Here is a 19071-nt window from a genome sequence, read left to right on the forward strand (position 1 = left end):
GACGATCTCCCAGAGCCCATCGGGCAACACATCGCTCACAGGACGTGATCATGCCAGGCTCAGGAGCATCTCGCAGGGCTTTTGAGATGAGCTCTAAGCCTGAAACAACAAGCCCGGCCGGTGAACCACCACCGGCCGGGCTCCGACCCCCAACCTGAACCACCAGGAAGAAGGCCAACATGAACCTTACCCCCGACCCCCTCGCAGACTGGCGAATGTTCGTCTTCAAGGCAGGACTCTCACTCGAAGTCACCGAAATCGCGATGGCCATCGCCGACCAGTCCATCGGGAAGAGGAACCCCCTCGACCTGTTCAATGGGGCTCTGGGCTGGGATCGACACCAGTTCCTCGATGCGGTTCGGATCATGATCGACTCTCGCCTGATCGACTACGACAACGAGAGATCCATCGGAAAGTTCTCCATCCTCTTCGCCGAGGAGAACACGCCCCCTGGAGTGGAGGGTGACTTCGTCTTCGATGGCGCCGCCTACCGAAGTAAGCACGGAGACTGGGTAGAAGGCTCGCACGGCGCCCGACGACGCGCCGACGAGACGCTCTTGTACCACTACTACGACGCGAAGGACGTCCTCCTGTACATCGGCATCACGAACTCGCTCCCGAGGCGTCAGGCATCGCATGAGGGCCGTTCCACGTGGATGGACTTTGCGGTGCGGTCGACCATGAAGCGGTTCCCCACGCGTGCGAGCGCGGAGGTTGTGGAGGCCGCATCGATCCGGCACAAGCGCCCGTTGTTCAACGTCGAGCACAACGACCACCCGGATCGTGTCCGCCGCCTCGTGGACTACCTGATCGACCGGGACCGGCGAGACCTGCTGGTGCCGTTGGTCTCGCGCGGCTGACCTTCCCCTCCCGGGGCGTCTCCCGCTGGCGCCCCGGCCCGCTCGGAGTTGTCGGGCGGGACAACCAGTCGCCTTGTCTCGCGACCTTAGCCACCCATGACCCACGCGACAAAGAAGTTCCCAGCAACCCCGATCAACGCGCCAGCGACAATCCCCCACGCGAGATGCCAGTTAGCCTTCCGGCCCGAAGCATCAGCCTTGGTGTGTAGCTCCTTGATCTGCGAATCCAGCTCAGACAGTTTCGTGTCTGCGCTCTCCAGGAAATCGAGGATGGTTTTCCGGTCCTCGGGGGGAAGGTTCTTCGCAACCTCCAAGACCTGCTCGAAAGGCCCCTCCAGTTCGCCCCAGGACTTGCCCTCCAGGTCACCCCACAGGTTGCCCTGCTGTGCCCACGAAGGAACCCTGTCGCGCAGGTCGTCGACACCTGCCGCGCGCTCAATACGCTCCGTGATCTCGCCACTGATGGTAGACCTGGCGTTTTTGCGGGTGAAGTCCTCCAGCATCTTTCTGAAGGGAACCGTGAACGGCTTGCGGGGGCGCTGTTGATCGCTCATGGCGATCATCTTGGCGGACCTGCACCCCCACCGGCAGGGACTTTCGGCAGTGACCGAAAGCGGACACCCAGCGCGGCAGCCCCCAGTAGTCGCTATCTTGTCGCCATGAACGTTGACTGGGAACTCGTCGTCGCCATCACCGCGGCTGTCATCGCGCTCGCGTCTGGTGTCATCTCCGGCTTCAGTCTCTACTTTGCGTGCCGCTCCACCAATGCCTCTGAGCAGTCAGCCAGTGCAGCAGATCGCTCAGCCACAACTGCCGAAGAAGCCACTGGCGTTGCCAAGGAGTCCGCTGGGATCGCCAAGGAGTCCGCTGGGTCAGCGAAGATCTCCGCTGAAGCCGCGCAGCGATCAGCCTCCGCCGACGAACTGGCCACTCGACTCGCCAAAGGACTCTCCCGAACCTGTCATGTGCGGTGGGAGGTGAAGAACAGGGGGGCCGTATGGCGCCGCTTCGCCGACGATAGCTACGAGCCGACCGACGAAGGCTCCGTAAAGGTGAAGAACACAGGCGAAGAGGTCGCGCTCAACGTCACTCTGAAGGGCGAGTCGATCCGTGAGCACGAACCTGCGGAGAAGATCCAGCCTGGTGAGTCGCACGACTTCCCGTACTTCTATGACGTCGAGCTGCCGGATGAGACCAAGGAGCTGGTCATCGAATGGGACCGGCCCGAGGAGTTCGGGGATGAGCGGATGAGCGTTTCGCGCTACTTCTGACGCAGAAGGCCCCGCCGAGGCGGGGCCAACGCTCACATCACACGTGTGGATACCTGGCTCAACATCATCAGATGGGGAACAAGGTCGCGGACGTGAACACAGTCTACCCGTTCAGGAGATCACAAGTCGCCCCGCTGACGACGCTGGCGGCGCGCCTCATCCCTCGTGTTCTGTCGCGCGGCCTCCAAGTTCACAGCAGCCTGATTCGCCGCGCGGGCCAAGCCCGGGTGCACCACCAAACGATGAAAACCCCAGAACATCGAGAACACGCAGGCGAAGAGCGCGAGCAGCGTGACGAGGAACGCTGAAGAGTCGCTCATAGTGGTGATTCCGACAATGGATGAGCCCACGAGAAGAGCGATGGGGCCAAGGCATCCGCCGCCAGCGGAAGGGGGGTTGGTCATGACCCGATTATGCCCGAGCCCACCGCCCCATCGCGGGCCATTCCTCGTCGGGGTCGTCCACCGCCTCGAACCCGGCCGCGCGCAGGAACGCCACCCGGCCCGCGACTTCCTCGCCCTCCTCGGGGAACAAGAACACCCACGAGAGCCCCGCCGCGCGCGCCACCGCCACGAACCCGTCCAACAACGCCCGACCGGCCCCCAGACGACGCCACAACGGGTCCACCACGATCCCCAACACATACCCGTGCGGCGGGGGAACAGGCGCCCCAGGGCCCGTGTACGCGCCATCCAAGACACCCTCAACCCAGCCCACGAGGTGCCCGTCCGAGATGGCCACCAGGACCTCAATCCCGTCCGGCCACCACCCGCGCGGGTAGTCCTTCACCTCAAACCGCGCCGCAGCACGAAGCAGCAGCCCCGCGATCGCGGGACCATCATCAGCGACAGCACGACGGACGAACATCAACCCTCCGGATCAACGAAGCGGTACGTGGCCTTCGCAGCCGCGGCACGGTCCTGCAACAGCTCGTAGGTGTGCACCACCAACCGCCCTTCAACCCGCTCCTCTACCTGCACCGCCGGGGGAAGCCGTCCATCCACCAGCTCCACCGCGATGTACTCGCCGTCCTCCGGGCCACCCACGCACCGGACCCACCACTCCTCCACCATCCGACCATCATCACCGGTCAGACCCCAGACACAAAGAAGGCCCCACCCGAAGGTGGGGCCTGCTCGCGTGTTCTCAGACGTGGAACTCCGGCAGCGGCTCCGGGCCGGTGTACTGCTGGCACCGGCAGTCCTGCTCCGGAGCGCCCTCCGCGGCACACGCGCCCGCGCCAGCCTCAGCGGCAGCGTGGAACGCCCTGCCATGCCCGCACTGGCAGACAGCGGGGGGATTCAGCCGGTCGCGCTTAGCCTGCTCCAGGGCGGCGCGGCGGTCCGAGTGGGACGTTATGGCATCTCTGATGTGGGGCCACCCAAGCAGGCCCACCAGAGCGAGGAGCCCGATGGTCCCTGTGATGGCAGTGAGGGGGTCCATGCCCCCAATGGTAGACGCCCACAGCCAGGAATCTAGGGTGTTCACGCGGCCACTCCCGTCTGCGCGCCGACCATCAGCACGGCCACCGACCCGAGGATGCTCGCCCACTTGATGGCCGTCTCCACCGGCGACTTCCCAGTGTGGAACGCGACCGGCGACCGGAACATCCACCACCGCTTCCCGTTCACCTTCACCGGCCATGCCAGCGGCACCCCCGACCGGGTCAGCCAGTCCCCCAGAACGTGCGTCAGCGACCCCACCGCCACGGTCAGTCCGATCAGCCACGGCGCACCGCCCGGCGCGTACACCGCCGTCGTCGCGCACACCACCGCGAGGACGGCCGCCGCGACGGCCCGTTTCCGTTTCGGGCCCCACCCCTTCAACGACCGGGCGACCGTGCCCGCGCCCAGGGCCGCCATGGCGAACACCACCAGCGCGGTCCCGAGCGGCGCGACGGCGGCGACGACGTATCCGAGGAGGCCGAACACCACCACGGCGGGGATGGTGTGGGTCAGGTGTCGGTGACCGCCGTCCTTCCCCGCGCGCAGCTCGTAGGCGGTCCCGGTCGCCTCGTAGACGGTGCGGGACGCCGACCGCAGCAGACGCGACGTGCCCTCGGTCACCAACCCCAGTGACCGGCCCACAGTGCTGCCCGGCTCGTCGAGGTCCGGCAACAGGGCGGCACCGGCGCCGACCGCCGCGCAGATGAACGGGTCCGCGACGTGGGTACCGAGCAGAGCTCCAACCGTGGCACCGGTCAGCAAACCGGTCGCGGCATGACTGGCCCCCATCATGAGGCCCCCTCCCACGGCATGTCCGAGCCGGTGCACGACCACACGTGAGCATGGAGATGGAACACGGTCTGTCCGGCTGCGGCGCCGACGTTCACGGACACGTGCTGACCGAGGGAAGCGAACTCCGAGGCGCGCCGCATAGTCGCCGCAGTCACCTCTGGGTCGGTGGTGAAATCGGCGACGTGCAGCCTCGGGACGATCAGCGTGTGGTCGTCGGCGCATGGGTTGAGCGGGACGAACGCGATCGCATCAGACCACTCCCGCACGACCTGCGCCGGGGCGTTGCCGCGGACGATGGAACAGAACACGCAACTCATCGCACGACCGCCTTCTCAACGTCGCGATGCACGACACGGACGTCCACGCCCCGAGCCGAGAGGGCGTCGTGCAGTTCCTCGCCAATGGCGACGCTGCGGTGCCTGCCTCCGCGGCAGTACACCAGCACCTGGACGTCGCCGTCGTCGAGCGCTTCCTCGATGTCCGCGAGTGCCTGGTCGCGGATCACGTCGGCGCCGGGGGTGGTCATGACGTGGTCACGCACGCGGGCGTCGAGGCCCGTCATCTCGATCATCGCCGGGTCGTCAGCAGGATTGCGGAGCGCGGTCGTGAGATCGACGCGGACGGGGCTGGCAGCAGCAGGCTCGGGGGCGTGCAGGACACCGAAGGTCGTGATGATGACGCTCATGGGGGACTCCAAGTCTTCGCTCAACTGAACGCACCGCCGATCGATGCGCTCAGATGAACGGGGCGCCCGCTCGCACTGAGCGAGCGCCCACCGATCACCGAGCGATCACTCGCCCATGACCGCCTTCCGATCACGCTTGGCCGTCGGAACGCTCACCGGGTGACCGGCCTCCGTGAGCGCCTGAGCGATCTCCGGTCCGGTCATGTCCGGCCGCTTCTCCAGGAGCTGAGCGACGATCTTCTGCCGCTCGCTCACCGATCCGCTCACCGGTCGCTCGGGCCGCTCAATCGCCGCTGGCTCCGTCGGGGCGTCTTCCGAGCCGGTGCCGCTCAGCAGCCGCTCATAGTCCGCGTCCGACAGCTCACCGGTCCGCTCATCCGGGTTGACCTGCGTGATCGCCGGTCGCTCAACGGGGCGCTCAAGCCCGTTCACGGGTGCGCTCGCCGCTCGCTCGGCGCCCCCGATCACGTTCAGCTCAGCGAGCGTCGGCACCGGCTCCCCGTCACGCTTCTCCGGTTGAGCGCTCGCCACCGCATCGTCGATGATCCCGATCAGCCATGCCGTGAGCGCAGCCCCGAGCGGGCCGATGCTGTGGGCGATCAGAGCGGCCACCGCCGTGAGCGTCCCGCTCTCCGGCCAGTGCCCCGCAGCGTTGAGCGCGATCGACACCGTGAGCGCCGCCCACTCCGCGACCGTCGCCCGCCAGTCCAGATCACCACCGGATGAGCGGAGCACCGCGCGGACGACAATGATCCCCGCGACGATCGTGATGAGCGCAGGCTCCAGGGCCCACCCGGCCCACCACATCGGAGAACCAGCCGGGACGGAGAGCAGGTGCATGAGGCCGGCGTGAACCCCGGCAGTGGACCAGGCAGCGAACGCGACCAGGACCGGCACCAGCACGAACAGCGAGGTGCGCCGCACCTTCTCCACGCGCATGGCGCGCATCTCAGCGGACTGCATGATCTGAGAGCGCACGCGGGCGCGCTCACCGGACACGGAGGCGCGTCGTCGCAGTTCAGCAAGGCTGACGTTCTCGTGTGCGTCCCGGTTCTCCTCGCGGCGCTGACGTCGGTCACGTCGCGCGGCAGCGCGGGCAGCGGACACCGCGATCTGGTGCTGGACGCGTGCGTGGAGACGCTGGACGGAGTCTGTGCGCTTCAGGGAGTCGATGCCGCGGCGGAGTGTGAGGCGCCGGCGGAGGTCTTCTACGGGGCCGGGAGGGCGCTTGTCCTGCTCGGGCTGTTCGATCTCGTGTGTCATGGTGGTGGTGCCCTTTCTGGGGTAAGTGGCCCGCCCTCGTCCGCCAAGACACCGGGGCGGGCCACGCTTGCAGTAGCTCAACTACTGGCATCTTATAGTAGTTCGGCTACCCTGTCCTGTTATGCTGAAGCCATGGACCCAGAAAGCCTCCTGACCAGCCAAGAAGCAGCCGACAGGCTCGGAATCAGCCGCCAGTCCCTCCACAACCTCACCTCCAACGACCCCGACTTCCCCGAGCCCGCGAAACGGTTCGGGCGGACGCCGCTGTGGTCATCGGAAGCCCTAGACGCTTGGCGGGAGCGCCACCCAGCAAGGAAGAAACGGGGCTCCTGACACCTGGCACGTCGCGCCCCCAGGGCCAAAACCCGGGAACCGCTGTCATCAGTGTCATTGCAGGTCAGCGCGTCATCACGGGTGTCAGGAGGGTGTCAGCGCATGACAACCTCAAGGTCTCGCCGGTACCAACCCCGGCCGGACACGCCCGCCATCGGATGCGGCGAGCACACGCCCGCCCCTGCGAGCGCGTCCCGCAATGCATCCTCGTCCCAGCCCATCTCTGCGGCGAGATCCGAGCGGCTCATCCGGTCCACCCCGGCCGACTCCAGCGCGTTCAGGGCGTCGGCGACGACCTCCAGGCGTTCCTCGCGGGACGGTCGGTCGTCGGCGGTCGGGAGTGTTCCCTCCTCGCGGCGAAGCTCCGTCGCGACCTTCACGATGTCGCGCACATGGTCCGGGCCGCCCTCGCCCTCGTCGGGGATACGCAGGAACCCGGTCGTGAGCGCGATCGGGTCTCCGACCTCACCCCGGTAGTAAGAGGCGCCCTTCTGGTCGGCGGTGAACCGGTCGGATCGGTAACCGCGTCCGGCCATGCCGTTGCCCAGGATGGTGTTGGACTGCGAGGCGTCCTCGCTCCTCAGCGCCAGCTTCAACACGAGGTTGTTGCACAGCAGCGGCGGCACCACCGAGTCCTCCGGTCGCTGGGTCGCCACGCTGACGAAGATGCCCAACGCCCGGCACTGAGACGCGAGCAGCGCGATCCGCTGCGCGAGCTTCTGGCCATCCTTGCCCTGGAGCGTATACAGCTGCGCCTCGTCGATGTGGAACATGACGAAGGGCGCGTCGTACAGGCGCCAGTTCTTGCCGGTGATCTTCACGGCCTTCCCGGCGATCGCACGCTTGCGGCGCTGCATCTCCGAGTCGAGGTTGTCCACCAGGTCGGTGAACGCCTCCAGATCGGGTTCGTCCAGGTATTCGTGGGCGATGTCGCGGTAGTGGACGAGCTCGACCATCTTGCCGTCGACGAGCCACAGCTGGGCGTGCGGGTCGAGCGCGACGTGGCAGAGCATCTGGTGGGAGGCGACACTCTTCCCGGACCCGGACACGCCGCCAGTCAGCAGGCCCGGGTTGCCGGGCAGGATTGTTTCGACGGGGGCGCCGTAGGGGTCGATGCCCCAGCGGACGGCTTCAGTCCACACGTCCACCGGATGCACCCGTCCCACGAGAGGGGACGTGGACGGCGGCCCCACCGCCACAGGGCCGGAGCGAGCCACGGGAGTCTGGCGCGGCTGGGGAGCACTCACGACCGGAGCCGGGAGGGTGGCCTCGAATGGCGCCTCCGGCGGCGCCTCCAGGATGGGAGGCATGGGCGCCTCCACGTGGGGGGAAGCCTCCTCCTGCATGGGGGGCGCAGGGGGGCGCGGCGCCTCCACGGGGGAGGCGGGCGCCTCCACAGAGGGGGGCGCGGCAGGGGCGAGCGGCCCCACGGTGGAGACGTCAGCGGGCGCGGGCTCGGGGGCGGAGGCCGGCGCGGTGCGCCATCCCGCCACCACGGCGGCGATCAGCCCGACCGTGGCGACCGCCATGATCCCGTAGGGCGCGAACAGGCTGCACACGACGATGCCGCCAGCTGCCCACCACAACGTCTTCTTCGCCCGCTCGATGCGGTGACCCTTCTCCCGCACCCACTCCCCCCACGTGTCGCCTCCCCGCTTGATGCCGCGGCCGACACAGCACACGCACGCCTTGGGGGCGGCGAGCACGACCCCGCCGACACCGGACGGAAGGGTGGGGAGGGTGCGCTTCTTGCCGGTGATGAGCTCGGGCTCGGGGACGTCGTCGACGGGGGTGACGGTTGTGGTGGTGCGGCGACGGGACGCGAAGTCGATGACGTCAGCGCCAGGGGATTCGGGTGCAGCAGTCATGGTCGGCCCCTCCTAGAAGCCAGTGATGGGAAGAAAAATGACGGTCCCGAGAACACCGCCGATGGAACCGACCACCATGGCCAGCCCACCGAAAATGCCGCCCGTCATATGCCAGATCAACGGAGCGGCGAACGCGGAGAGGGCGGGGGTGATGCGGGCGGCCTTTTTCATCCAGGCCAACTTCCCCATCCACCCGAGCACGATGAACGCGGTGACGGTGACGGCAAGCAGGCCGGGGACGGGGGCGCCGAAGGCGTTCACCATCCCCCCGTCCACCGCCGACATGAGGGTGGAGATGCCATCGAGGATGGACCCGCCGACGAAACCAGCGCCCATACCCGCACCAGCGAGGATGAACAGGATCAGCTGCGCTTTGGGCCAGCTTTTCGACAGCCAGCAGATGATCCCAACGATCAGGCAGACCACCGACACGGAAATGTTCGCGGTCGCGATCATCAGGCGGCCCTCCGATCAGCGTCAGCGCCGTGCAGGATGCCGTCGATCGACAGCCAACGGCGCGGAGAACCCCATCGAGCGATCAGCTTCTCCGCCTGCGCGTTCGCGACAGCGGGATCAAGGCTCAGCCGGTACCAGCCGGTGAGGTCGTCGTGCCCGACAGTCCGGGCAGTGGTGGTGTCGGGCACGGTGGCCTCCTCCATGTAGCAGGGACAGTGGCTAGCGGGACGTGGCCCGGTGGCCAGAGACGACGAGGTAGATCGCGGCGGGCAGGATCACGAACAGGACGATCGCGGTCATGGTGGGGCTCCTCGGTTGGTGGACCGTGTAGTCCCGAAACCGCCCCGAGGGGCGGCAACGGCGCCACACGCTCTAGTCCTGACCCTTCAGGGCCCTCACGAGGGCGTCGAGCTTGGCCTCGTCGCTGCTACCGCCAGCCTCCGCGAGCGTGTGCTCGACGAGCTTGCCGTAGCGCTCGATGGCGTCCTTGTCGCCGGAATTGATGTCGGCCATCGCCTGGTCGAGCTCGGCCTTGCGGCTGCTGAAAAATCCCATGGGTTCTCCTTCTTCGCGGGGGTTGCCGGACCGGTTGGTCCCCTTGCCGCCCAGGACGGTCGGGCGACGCGGGCACCACACGGTGCGGTCAGGGGCGGGACCCGCCCGGCACGAGAGCGTCAGCCTCGGAGCGGAGCAGCCCGTACCGGTCCTGGATCAGCGAGATCGCGGCGTCGCGGGAGATCACACGAGTCCCGTCCACCCAGTACTCAGCCCAGCCGCCACCAGCAGCACGCGAGGCGTGGACGTCGAGGAGATCGGTGTCGAACGCGGAGCCGGGAGCCTTCTGGAGCCAGTCCACAAGCGCGAACGCAGACTCCGAGGGAGACGAGACAGCTCTAGTGATGGCTCGGTTCACGGCGCGCTTGCGGCGCTGCGCGTAGACCTCAGCAGGAGAGAGAGTCATCGTCGGACCCCCGCCTCCAGCTGGTCGCACAGCGAGTCGATGCTGCCGGGGAGGCTGCGCTGCATCGTCACGACGATCTGCGCGGTCTGCACCAGCATCCCCAGCGTCTGCTCAGGGGAGAGGGTCCCGAGGATGTGCGCGGCCTCGATCTCGTCGCCCGTGCCGAGGGCACGCACGAGAGCGATGGACCGGAGGGAGAGATCGGTGGTTCGGGTTACGCTGTTCACGGCTCGACTCCTGCTCACTCAGGTGTTCGGGTCAGCCCTCGGAGTGGTGGTGCAACACCGCCCGGGGGCGTTTTTCGTTTTCGACCCTGGAGCCATCTGGAGTGGATCTGGAGTGGACTACCTCCACTCGCCTACATCCAACTCCACCCAGTGACACTCAAGAGTGCCTCTGAACTGGGGTTTCGCTGATCAGCTGGGGTGTGCCGTCTGTCTATCTCTTCTTCGGGCAGAGCGAGATCGGGCCGCTGGCCACGGTGCTGCGCCCCGAGGACCACGCGGCCCGCCCCTCCTCGGCGGGGCGCTCCGTGCTGTTCGTGGAGTTGCGGGTGGTCGACGAACAGGGGGCGGAGGTCGCCCCGGGGGAGCTGGGCGAGGTGGTCTACCGGTCGCCGCAGCTGTGCGAGGGCTACTGGGACAAGCCGGAGGAGACCGCGGACGCCTTCAGGGACGGCTGGTTCCACTCCGGTGACCTCGTGCGCGCCGACGCCGAGGGGTACATCGAGGTCGTCGACCGGATCAAGGACGTGATCAACACCGGCGGGGTCCTGGTGGCCTCCCGTGAGATCGAGGACGTGTTGTTCGCGCACCCGGGAGTGGCCGAGGCCGCCGTGGTCGGGACGCCCGACCAGAGGTGGATCGAGGCGGTGACGGCGTTCGTGGTCCCGGCGGCCGACGCGGACGCGGACGCGCTGCCGGGAGAGCTGGTGGAGCACGTGCGCGCGCACCTGGCGCCGTTCAAGGTCCCCAAGACGGTCCGGATCGTCTCCGAGCTGCCCCGCAACGCCTCGGGCAAGATCCTCAAGCGCGAGCTCCGGGACGGCCCGGCCTGATCCCCAACGGGCGACGTCCCCACTGACGTCCCCGCCCCGCCTACCTCCGTCCGCCTGCCCCGCCTGCCTCCGCCCGCCTGCCCCCGCCCCGGCTGACGTCTCCGCGCGTTGGGGCCCCTCTTCGGTGGGGGCCTCGGCGGGCGGGAGGTCCGCCGACGGGCGGGTGGTGCCCGGATTCGGGCGGTCCGGGCGGTACGGGCCACCGACGGCACATGACTGACATACGCGCATTCGCGGCGCCTTCCCCTAAGGTGGGGGCGAACGGCCCCGGGACGGGCGCGACCGCCGTCCCCGAACGACCGGCGGCCACCCGGCCGTGGGGCACGACCCCCTGCGTGTAGAGGTAGGCGCCCCGATGTCCGACGCACCCACGCCCGTCTCCGGCGGGTTCCCCGGCCCCTCGCCCATCGACACCACCCGGACCCACTCGGCCCGGATCTGGAACTACTGGATGGGCGGAAAGGACCACTACCCGATCGACCGTGTCGCGGGCGACCAGGTGGCCGAGTCCTTCCCGGAGATCGTGGACCTGGCTCGTACCAGCCGGGACTTCCTGAAGCGCGTGGTCACCCACCTGACGCGGGACGCGGGCATCCGCCAGTTCCTCGACGTCGGCACCGGCATGCCCACGGCCGACAACACGCACGAGGTCGCGCAGCGGATCGCCCCCGAGTGCCGTGTCGTCTACGTGGACAACGACCCGCTGGTGCTCGCGCACGCCCGGGCCCTCCTGGTGGGCACCCCCGAGGGGGTCACCGACTACGTCGACGCCGACCTGCGCGACCCCGAGGCGATCCTGGAACAGGCCGCCCGCACCCTGGACTTCGACCAGCCGGTGGCGCTCATGCTGATGGGCGTGCTCGGCCACGTCACGGACGAGGAGCTCCAGCCGGTCGTCCGGACCCTGCTGGACGCCCTGCCGTCCGGGAGCTACCTGGCCAGCTACGACGGCACCAACACCAGCGAGGCCTACAACGCGGCGATCGAGGAGGGCAACAAGCACGGCGACAACCCGTACCGGCTGCGCAGCCCGGAGGCGGTCGCCGCACGCTTCGAGGGCCTGGAGCTGCTGGAGCCGGGCGTGGTCCCCTGTCCCCGGTGGCGTCCCCTGGAGGGCGAGCTCGCCGCCCGGCGCGGGTTGGACCAGTACGGCGGTGTGGCCCGCAAGGCCTGAGGGCCCGTGTGGGCCCCGGGGCGCGCCCGCGACGGGCGCGCCCCTCGGGGGTCCTCGGCCGTCAGCCGTCCCGGTGCCGCCAGCGCACGGGGTCGCGCTGGTGGGCAACGTCGGCGCTGCGGGGCAGCGCGCCGCGCTCGGCACACTCCAGCACCAGCATCTCCTGGTCACCTGGGTCGAACGCGTACTCCACCGATTCCACCCGCGAGGTCACCCCGCAGTCCGCGAGGAAGTGGCGCATCCGCTCCAGCGCGGGGTAGCGCGTGGAGTCGGCGTGCTGGAACAGCGGGTACAGGCGCACCTGCCAGCGGGCCAGCCGCACGAGCTCCAGCAGCGCCTCGCGGTGGAACCCCTCGTCCAGCTGCCTGCCGTAGGAGAACAGCAGGTGCGAGCTGAGCACGAGGTCGAAGGAGCGGTCAGGGAAGGGCAGGTGCGGCAGCGCGCCCTCCACGTAGTGCCGGGGGTGGGCGGCGATGTCGTCACCGAATCTGCGCGCCGACTCCGAGCGCAGCCGCGTGTACTGTTCGGGGCCCTCGAACCACGTCCACACGAAGTCGGCCCCGGGTTCGACCAGCTCCGCGTGCTTGTGCTCGTTCTCCAACAGGGCGAGTTCGGCCAGCTTCCCCCGCCCGGCCCCGTACTCCGGGTCCACCGACGTGACGCGTGTGCCCCGGGCCCGCGCCTCGGCGGCGAAGCTGGCGGCGCCGCCGGGGCAGTCGAGCAGGCTCAGCGACAGGTCGTGGTCGGTGAGCCCGAACATGGACCGGTACTCGTCGAAGTTCCTCGCGCTGACGAACAACCGTTCACCCCCGCCCGACGAAGGGCATGGTCGTCGGCAGCACCGTCAGGTACTGCACGTTCGACCCCGGCGGCATCGACGCCATCAGCAGCAGGGCCTCGGTGAAGCGCTCCACGGGGATGGTCCGTTCCACCGCCGTGCTCCCGTCCGCCTGACGGGCCGGGGGTTGGGGGAGGCCGTCGGAGGGTTCGACGTTGCCCACGTCGATCTGACCGCAGGCGATCCCCAGGTCGCGCCCGTCCAGGGACAGCGCCTTGGTCAGCCCCAGGACGGCGTGCTTGGCCGTGGTGTAGGCGACGGCGTTGGGCCGGGGGGCGTGCGCGGACGGCGCGCCGTTGTTGATGATGCGCCCGCCCCGGGGCGACTGTTCGCACATCACGCGGAACGCCTCCCGGGCGCACAGGAACGTGCCGGTCACCGTGGTGTCCATGATGCGGTTCCAGTCGTCGACGGTCACGTCGCGCACGGGCACGCGGGGCACGACCGCCCCCGCGTTGTTGAACAGCAGATCCACCCGGCCGAACCTCTCCAGTACGGCGGCGAAGAGCGCCGTGACCTCCTCGGGCCGGGAGATGTCGGTCGGTACCGCCGCCATCCGGTCGGAGTCGGCGCCCGCGAGGGCGACGGTCTCCTCCAACGCCTCCTTGCGGCGGCCCGCGACCGCCACCGACCAGCCGTCCGTCAGGAGGGCGAGCGCCGCCGCCTGGCCGAGTCCGCTGCCGCCGCCGGTGACCACCGCGACGCCCCGCCCGTGGCGCGCGCCCTCGTCCGCCCCGTTCACCGGGCACCCGCGCTCATCCACGCCCGCAGCACGCGTCGGCTGCCCGGGCCGGGCACGTCCACGTAGGGTGAGCGTCCGTGCAGCACCCGGGAGTTGCGGATCACCAGCAGGTCGCCCGCCTCGAGCCGCAGCTGGAAGGCGATCTCCGGCCGGTACAGGACCTCGTCGAGGACGTCCAGCGCCTCCCACTGGCGTGCGGTCAGCGGCGGCCCGCCCCGTTCGGGGGAGGTCCGCACGGTCCGGGTCTGGTAGTAGCAGCCCACGGTCCCGTCCTCCTCGGAGTACAGGATCGGGGAGACGATCACCTGCTGGCCCGCGCGGCCGGTGCGGTCGAAGGTCCAGTCCTCCTCCAGCGTGGCGAGCACGTCCGGGCGTTCCCGGCCGATGATGCTCCGCACGTGGCGGGCGCTGGCGAGCTTGGTGTACCCGCCGCCCCGCACGGCGGGCTGGAGGCACAGCAGGACCAGCAGGTCGCAGGTGTCGCAGTGGAAGCCGAGCTCGGTGTTGCCGTCGCCGTCCTGGTCGCGCAGCACCCGCCACAGGGCGCCCTCGGCGTTCTGGGGGATGATCTCGCCGAAGTCGCGCAGGACGAAGGAGAGCGCGGCGATGACCTCGTCCTCGCCCGCCGCCGGGTCGACCAGGTTGGGCATGTGCGCGAAACCCACCGCCTGGAGGCTCTGTGAGCCGAACGAACGCAGCCGCTCGCGCAGCGGTGCGGCGTCCTCCCACCGCTCGGCGCGGGCGTCCCGCCACAGCAGGGCGCGCTCGTCGTCGCCGAGCGCCATCGACCACAGGTCGCGACGGGTGTCCAGGGTCGTGCTCCCCCAACCGATCTCGGTCGTGGTGTTCTCGCTCATCTGGCGGGCCGTTCCCTTCGTCGTGGGTGTCACCGGGGCGGTGCGGGCAGGAAGCCGGCGTCCGTGGCCCAGGCCATGGCCGCCGACCACCACGCGCGGGTCGGCGGTGCGAAGCGCACGCCGACGCGTTCGAGCGCGGACGTCGTGTGGGAGCTGTCCACCACCACGTTGCGTGATCCGAGCTGGGACCAGGCGGAGGCCAGCCGGGCGGCGGTCGGATGATCCCGCTCCACCCGGGACAGCGCCTCGGCGAACCCGTGGTCGTCGGTCAGCCGGACGGGGTGTCCCAGGCCGACGAGCCAGTCCACCAGCTCGTCGTGCGGCACGGTGTAGGGGGACTCCACGTGGTACACCCCGGGTGCCGCGTGGGCGTGCGACACCATCGCGGCGATCCCGGCCGCCACGGTGTCGACGTGGGAGAAGGCGAACGACTCCGCGGGGCGGCTCGGTGCGGCCCGGGCCAACACGTAGCCGCGCACCAGCTGGTAGATGCGGTTGTCCTCGACGTTGCGCTGGAAGGCGCCCGTGCGGCTGTGCGCGGCGACGTGTCCGCTGCGGTGGACGAAGCAGGGGCGGCCCGAGGCGGCCCAGGCGCGGACCTCCTCTTCGGCGGCGAACTTCGTCCTCTCGTAGGGGGTGCGGAACCGCTGGCCGATCCGCAGGTCGGCCTCGCTGAACCGGCGCGGGACCCCGTCCACGCCGCCCGCCACCGCGAGAGTCGACAGGTGGTGCAGCCGGGCGCCGGGCACCTCGGCGTCGATCCACGCGAGCAGGCGGCGTACCCCTTCGACGTTGGTGCGCTCCAGGTCGCCGGGGGGAGCCACCAGGCGCACGTCGGCGGCGGCGTGCACGACGGCCCGCACGTCCCGGACCCGGTCCAGGCCACGCTCGGACAGCCCCAGCCCCGCCGCGCCGATGTCTCCGGCGACCACGTCGAACCGGCCGCTGCGGGGGTTCGGCCCGTGGTCCGACGTCCCGGCCAGGCGGGCGGCGGCGTCGGCGTCGTCGCGTCCCCGGACCAGGCAGGTGACCCGGGCGCCGCGCTCCAGCAGCGCGTTCAGCAGGTGGCGCCCCAGGTAGCCGGTGGCTCCGGTGAGCAGTGCCCGGACGGGTTCGCGCACCCCCAGGCGGGCGGTCCGGGGTGCGGCGGCCCCGGTGAGCAGGAGCTGTCCGGACGTGGAGACGGCGCTCTCACGGGGTGGGGCGGGAGCGCTCCCGACCTCGGCTGACACGGTCGCGCCGAACTCCCCGAGGACCGCGTGGGCCTCCTCGTGGGAGGTGCGGGGGCGGGCGTACACGAGGTCGGCCACCAGGCGCCCCTCGACGATCCGCGCGGTGAGCCGTAGGCGGTGGTGGGGGTCCGCTCCGGGGCAGCGGGCCGCCCCCGCCGACTCCGGCGCCACGGTCCAGGCCAGGGACGGTTCGTCGGGCAGTTCGAACGTGCCCAGGAAGTTGAACCCGGTGTCGGGGCGCGGCGCGTCCGTGTCCATCGGCATCTGCGGGGTCTCGCGCACCAGGCGCTCGACCCGTGTGGTGGTCTCGGCGGAGACGGAGCGGACCACGGTGCGCACGTCCACGGAGCCGCTCGCCCCGGTGTCGGCGGCGGGCCCCGAGGCCTCTGAGGCGGGCAGCGTCAGGTGCTTGACGGCCGTGAACCAGCCCACGGTGTCCATGTACGCGTCGCCCCGGGCCGTGGTGTCGCGGCCGTGGGTCTCGACCTCCACGGTGAGGTCGGGGCGTCCGCTTCGGCGCAGCGCGGCATCGGCGAAGGCCGTCAGCAGGAAGGCCTCCAGGCGTTGGGAGCGGCCGTGGCGGCCGACCAGACGGGCGGTGGCGTCCTCGTCCAGGGCCCAGGTCAGGGCGGCGGGAACGCCGTCGGGGGAGGCGGGCGGGCGGAGGTTGCGTGCGGCGGTCCGGGGCGTTGGGGGAGCGGTGGTCGCCGCCCAGCGGTAGAAGTCGGCGGTCGCGGGCATCGGGGCGGGGGTTCCGGTGAGCGCCGAGCGGTAGGCGTGCGCGAGGTCGTCGAGCAGAATCCGCCAGGAGAGGCCGTCGACGGCCAGGTGGTGCGCGATCACCGCCAGCCGGTCGTCGGTACCGGTCGTCGCGCAGGCCTCTGGAGCGCCGAGCCGCCCGGGAGGACCGACCTCCCGGGCCGCCCCGGGGGTCCCCGCTGACCCGTGAGCGCCGACAGGGTCGGGAGCGCCGCCCGCCCGGGCGGCCCGGCCGGAGCCGGCAACGCTGCCGGCTCCGGAGAACAGGTGGACGCGCACCAGTCGGCCGGACTCGGGGTCCAGGGCCCGGTGCAGCTCCGAGCAGGTCTCCTCGACCGCTTCGGCCACCTCGCCGGTGGCGCGGGGCAGAGAGGAGAAGGTCACCGCGTCCACCTCGGTGGCCGGGCGGGGCACACCCGGCCCTCCCGCCCCCACGGGTCGGCGCAACGCCGTGTGGCGGTCCAGGACCCGGACGACGGCCGAGGAGAGGGCGGCCGGGTCCACCCGTACCCCGCACCTCAGGACGACGGACTGGTTCCAGTGCCGGGTGTCGCGCAGCGGCTGCCGGAAGAGCCAGCGCTGTGCCGGGGCGAGCCGCCCGGCCGTGTCGGTGCCCGTCGCGGGTGCGGGATCGGGGTCCGGTGCGACCGGGGTGGCGGACGCGGCCAGCAGCGCGGGCGTGGGGTTCAGATAGAAGTCCTCGAACGCCACCCGGTACCCGGCCCGGCGCAGCGCCGTGACCGTGCGCATGGCCAGGATCGAGTCGCCGCCGAGCTCCACCACGTCCGCGTGCGGGGCCACGAGCGGGAGTCCGAGGGCGCTCGCCCAGAGGTCGCGGATGGTCGTGACCAGGGGGTCCGCGTCCGGCGCCGGGTCCGATCCCCCGTCGGACGACCCACCGGCTGACCCTGTGCCGGGGTCGCCGCCGCGTTCCAGGGCCCGGTCCACCAGGGCCGAGAGGGCGTCCCGGTCCAGCTTGCCGTTCGGCCCGGTGGGGAACTCGGGCACCACGACCACCGGTCGCGGGACGGAGTAGGCCGGGAGCCGGTCCCGCAGGTACGAGTCGAGGGAGGTCAGGAGCGCACCGGGGTCGCCGCCCGGGTCGGTCGGGCGCACCGCGGCCAGGAGCTGGGCTCCCGCCGGGGTCCGGCGCACGACCACCGACGATCGGGCCACGCCCGCGAAGCCGTCCATCACCTGTTCCACGTCGGCCGGGTCCACCCGGTATCCGCGGATCTTCACCTGTCGGTCGGCGCGCCCGGAGAAGACCAGGCCGCCGTCCTCGCGGCGGCGGCAGCGGTCGCCGGTCCGGTACCTCGGACCGTCCTCTCCCGGCAGGAAGCCCCGGGCCGTCTCCTCCGGTCGGCCGAAGTAGCCCGCGGTGACGCCGGGGCCGCCGATCAGCAGCTCCCCGTCGACGCCGTCGGGCACCGGGCGACCCTCGGCGTCGACCAGGTGGAGCACGTTGCGGCCGATCGCCGTGCCGATGGGCACCGTGGCCTCGTCCACGGGCAGGTCGGTGGCGGAGGACGCCACGAAGCAGCTCGCGCCGATGGTGGCCTCGGTGGGACCGTAGTGGTTGACCACCCGGGCGGCCACCCCGCGGTCGAGGAGCCCGGCCGCCAGTGGACGCGGCAGCGCCTCACCGCCCAGCAGTAGCGTGTGCAGCCTCGGGGCGCGGCGCGGCCGTCCCTCCAGCAGGGCCGTCAGGTGGGAGGGGGTCGTCTTGAGTACTGACACTCCCGCGGCGGCCAGGGCCTCCCAGAAGGCCTCGGGGTCGCGGGTGCGGTCGTCGGGCACCACGTGCACCGACCCTCCGGTCGCGAGCGCGAGCAGCCAGGAGGTGTGGCCCAGGTCGGCGGCGAGCGTGGTCACGTGGGCGACGCACGGCGCGTCGGTGCGGGTGAGGCCGAGGCGGTCGCGCAGCGAGAGCGCGTAGTGCACGGTGTTGGCGTGCGTGACCGTGACGGCCTTGGGCTCCCCGCTCGACCCCGAGGTGAAGGACAGGTAGGCGGGGTCCGAGGCGCGTACCCGGTGCGGGGGCTCGCCGCCCGCCCACACCCGGCCGGGGGCGGGCAGTGCGGCCGGGTCCACGACCTCGCTCCGGTGCCCGGCGGGGGCGGTGTGGTCGGGGTCAGCGCTGAGCACGTGCCGTACACCGGTGGCCTCCAGCCGCCCGCGCACGTCCGGACCGCTCCAGGAGGGGTCGACGACCACGGCCGCCGCCCCCGCGCGCAGCACCCCGTACAACAGCGTCACGACCCGGGCGTCGCGCGGACCCAGCACCGCGACCCGGTCGCCCGGGCCCACGCCCCGCACGGCCAGGCGCGCCGCCACCCGGTCGGCGGCCAGGAGCAGCTCCCCGTAGTCGAGGAAGCGGACCCCGTCGGAGAGCGCGGGCCGGTCGGGGTGGGAGCGCGCCCCGCGCGCCAACAGGTCGGAGAGGGTCAGGGCCGGGTCTGTCGTACCTGTCAAGGG

General features: G+C 70.7%; 23 protein-coding genes and 1 pseudogene. 4 read left to right on the plus strand and 20 right to left on the minus strand.

Translation table 11 applies throughout. The features are described from left to right. Positions 1-179: 179 nt before the first annotated feature. Entirely contained in the window at positions 180-860 is a 681-nt protein-coding gene (locus tag ABZ635_RS16705; RefSeq protein ID WP_357765472.1) for a hypothetical protein, read from the plus strand. Between the two features lie 86 nt (positions 861-946). Here the strand turns inward: ABZ635_RS16705 and ABZ635_RS16710 are convergent, their stop codons facing one another. Beyond that, entirely contained in the window at positions 947-1414 is a 468-nt protein-coding gene (locus tag ABZ635_RS16710) for a hypothetical protein (RefSeq protein WP_357765475.1), read from the minus strand. A gap of 105 nt (positions 1415-1519) precedes the next feature. Between ABZ635_RS16710 and ABZ635_RS16715 the strand changes: the two genes are divergently transcribed. Next, positions 1520-2131 carry a hypothetical protein gene (locus tag ABZ635_RS16715; RefSeq protein WP_357765478.1) on the plus strand — a complete coding sequence of 204 codons (612 nt, stop codon included), beginning with the start codon at positions 1520-1522 and terminating at the stop codon, positions 2129-2131. A gap of 119 nt (positions 2132-2250) precedes the next feature. Here the strand turns inward: ABZ635_RS16715 and ABZ635_RS16720 are convergent, their stop codons facing one another. The 15 genes from ABZ635_RS16720 to ABZ635_RS16790 form a co-directional block, all read right to left on the minus strand. After that, positions 2251-2535: a hypothetical protein gene (locus tag ABZ635_RS16720; protein ID WP_357765481.1), complete on the minus strand. Its 285-nt coding sequence runs from the start codon at positions 2533-2535 to the stop codon at positions 2251-2253. A 7-nt stretch (positions 2536-2542) separates the two neighbouring features. Continuing rightward, positions 2543-2998, minus strand: coding sequence for a GNAT family N-acetyltransferase (locus ABZ635_RS16725; RefSeq protein ID WP_357765484.1), 456 nt, complete (start codon positions 2996-2998; stop codon positions 2543-2545). After that, entirely contained in the window at positions 2998-3204 is a 207-nt protein-coding gene (locus ABZ635_RS16730) for a hypothetical protein (RefSeq protein WP_357765486.1), read from the minus strand. The genes ABZ635_RS16725 and ABZ635_RS16730 overlap by 1 nt, the downstream gene beginning before the upstream one ends. Positions 3205-3277: 73 nt before the next feature. Further along, on the minus strand, positions 3278-3574 hold the full coding sequence (locus ABZ635_RS16735; RefSeq protein WP_357765489.1) for a hypothetical protein: 297 nt from the start codon (positions 3572-3574) through the stop codon (positions 3278-3280). 41 nt (positions 3575-3615) lie between these two features. Further along, positions 3616-4368 (minus strand): metal-dependent hydrolase, encoded by a 753-nt coding sequence (locus ABZ635_RS16740; RefSeq protein ID WP_357765492.1) that lies wholly within the window; start codon positions 4366-4368, stop codon positions 3616-3618. After that, entirely contained in the window at positions 4365-4685 is a 321-nt protein-coding gene (locus tag ABZ635_RS16745) for an HIT domain-containing protein (protein ID WP_357765495.1), read from the minus strand. Before ABZ635_RS16745 ends, ABZ635_RS16740 begins: the two co-directional genes overlap by 4 nt. Beyond that, positions 4682-5077 carry an RNase adapter RapZ gene (locus ABZ635_RS16750; protein ID WP_357765498.1) on the minus strand — a complete coding sequence of 132 codons (396 nt, stop codon included), beginning with the start codon at positions 5075-5077 and terminating at the stop codon, positions 4682-4684. Before ABZ635_RS16750 ends, ABZ635_RS16745 begins: the two co-directional genes overlap by 4 nt. A gap of 81 nt (positions 5078-5158) precedes the next feature. Continuing rightward, entirely contained in the window at positions 5159-6316 is a 1158-nt protein-coding gene (locus tag ABZ635_RS16755; RefSeq protein ID WP_357765501.1) for a hypothetical protein, read from the minus strand. Positions 6317-6744: 428 nt separating this feature from the next. Further along, positions 6745-8517 carry an FtsK/SpoIIIE domain-containing protein gene (locus ABZ635_RS16760; protein ID WP_357765504.1) on the minus strand — a complete coding sequence of 591 codons (1773 nt, stop codon included), beginning with the start codon at positions 8515-8517 and terminating at the stop codon, positions 6745-6747. Positions 8518-8529: 12 nt separating this feature from the next. Beyond that, positions 8530-8973 carry a hypothetical protein gene (locus ABZ635_RS16765; RefSeq protein ID WP_357765507.1) on the minus strand — a complete coding sequence of 148 codons (444 nt, stop codon included), beginning with the start codon at positions 8971-8973 and terminating at the stop codon, positions 8530-8532. After that, positions 8973-9161, minus strand: coding sequence for a hypothetical protein (locus ABZ635_RS16770; RefSeq protein WP_357765510.1), 189 nt, complete (start codon positions 9159-9161; stop codon positions 8973-8975). The genes ABZ635_RS16765 and ABZ635_RS16770 overlap by 1 nt, the downstream gene beginning before the upstream one ends. Positions 9162-9192: 31 nt before the next feature. Beyond that, positions 9193-9342 carry a hypothetical protein gene (locus ABZ635_RS16775; protein WP_357765513.1) on the minus strand — a complete coding sequence of 50 codons (150 nt, stop codon included), beginning with the start codon at positions 9340-9342 and terminating at the stop codon, positions 9193-9195. A 3-nt stretch (positions 9343-9345) separates the two neighbouring features. After that, entirely contained in the window at positions 9346-9528 is a 183-nt protein-coding gene (locus tag ABZ635_RS16780; protein ID WP_357765516.1) for a hypothetical protein, read from the minus strand. Positions 9529-9616: 88 nt separating this feature from the next. Continuing rightward, positions 9617-9829: a hypothetical protein gene (locus ABZ635_RS16785; protein WP_357765519.1), complete on the minus strand. Its 213-nt coding sequence runs from the start codon at positions 9827-9829 to the stop codon at positions 9617-9619. 101 nt (positions 9830-9930) lie between these two features. Next, positions 9931-10161: a hypothetical protein gene (locus ABZ635_RS16790; RefSeq protein ID WP_357765522.1), complete on the minus strand. Its 231-nt coding sequence runs from the start codon at positions 10159-10161 to the stop codon at positions 9931-9933. A 203-nt stretch (positions 10162-10364) separates the two neighbouring features. Between ABZ635_RS16790 and ABZ635_RS16795 the strand changes: the two are divergent. Next, a pseudogene (locus ABZ635_RS16795) lies at positions 10365-10991 on the plus strand (AMP-binding protein); the annotation flags it as partial. A 355-nt stretch (positions 10992-11346) separates the two neighbouring features. Further along, a complete protein-coding gene (locus tag ABZ635_RS16800; protein ID WP_357765525.1) occupies positions 11347-12165 on the plus strand; it encodes an SAM-dependent methyltransferase in 819 nt (272 codons plus the stop codon). Between the two features lie 61 nt (positions 12166-12226). Here ABZ635_RS16800 and ABZ635_RS16805 read toward each other — a convergent pair whose 3' ends face one another. From ABZ635_RS16805 to ABZ635_RS16820, 4 genes are read right to left on the minus strand one after another with little or no spacing between them, the layout of a single operon-like run. Further along, positions 12227-12964, minus strand: a complete 738-nt coding sequence (locus tag ABZ635_RS16805) for a methyltransferase domain-containing protein (RefSeq protein ID WP_357765528.1) — start codon at positions 12962-12964, stop codon at positions 12227-12229. Positions 12965-12968: 4 nt separating this feature from the next. After that, positions 12969-13745: an SDR family oxidoreductase gene (locus ABZ635_RS16810; protein ID WP_357765530.1), complete on the minus strand. Its 777-nt coding sequence runs from the start codon at positions 13743-13745 to the stop codon at positions 12969-12971. Next, positions 13742-14602, minus strand: a complete 861-nt coding sequence (locus ABZ635_RS16815) for a TauD/TfdA family dioxygenase (RefSeq protein ID WP_357765533.1) — start codon at positions 14600-14602, stop codon at positions 13742-13744. Before ABZ635_RS16815 ends, ABZ635_RS16810 begins: the two co-directional genes overlap by 4 nt. A 29-nt stretch (positions 14603-14631) precedes the next feature. Then, on the minus strand, positions 14632-19068 hold the full coding sequence (locus ABZ635_RS16820; RefSeq protein WP_357765536.1) for an AMP-binding protein: 4437 nt from the start codon (positions 19066-19068) through the stop codon (positions 14632-14634). Between the last annotated feature and the right edge of the window lie 3 nt (positions 19069-19071).

Origin of the sequence: Nocardiopsis sp. NPDC007018 (genome assembly GCF_040635075.1) — a bacterium.
Classification (GTDB): Bacteria; Actinomycetota; Actinomycetes; order Streptosporangiales; family Streptosporangiaceae; genus Nocardiopsis.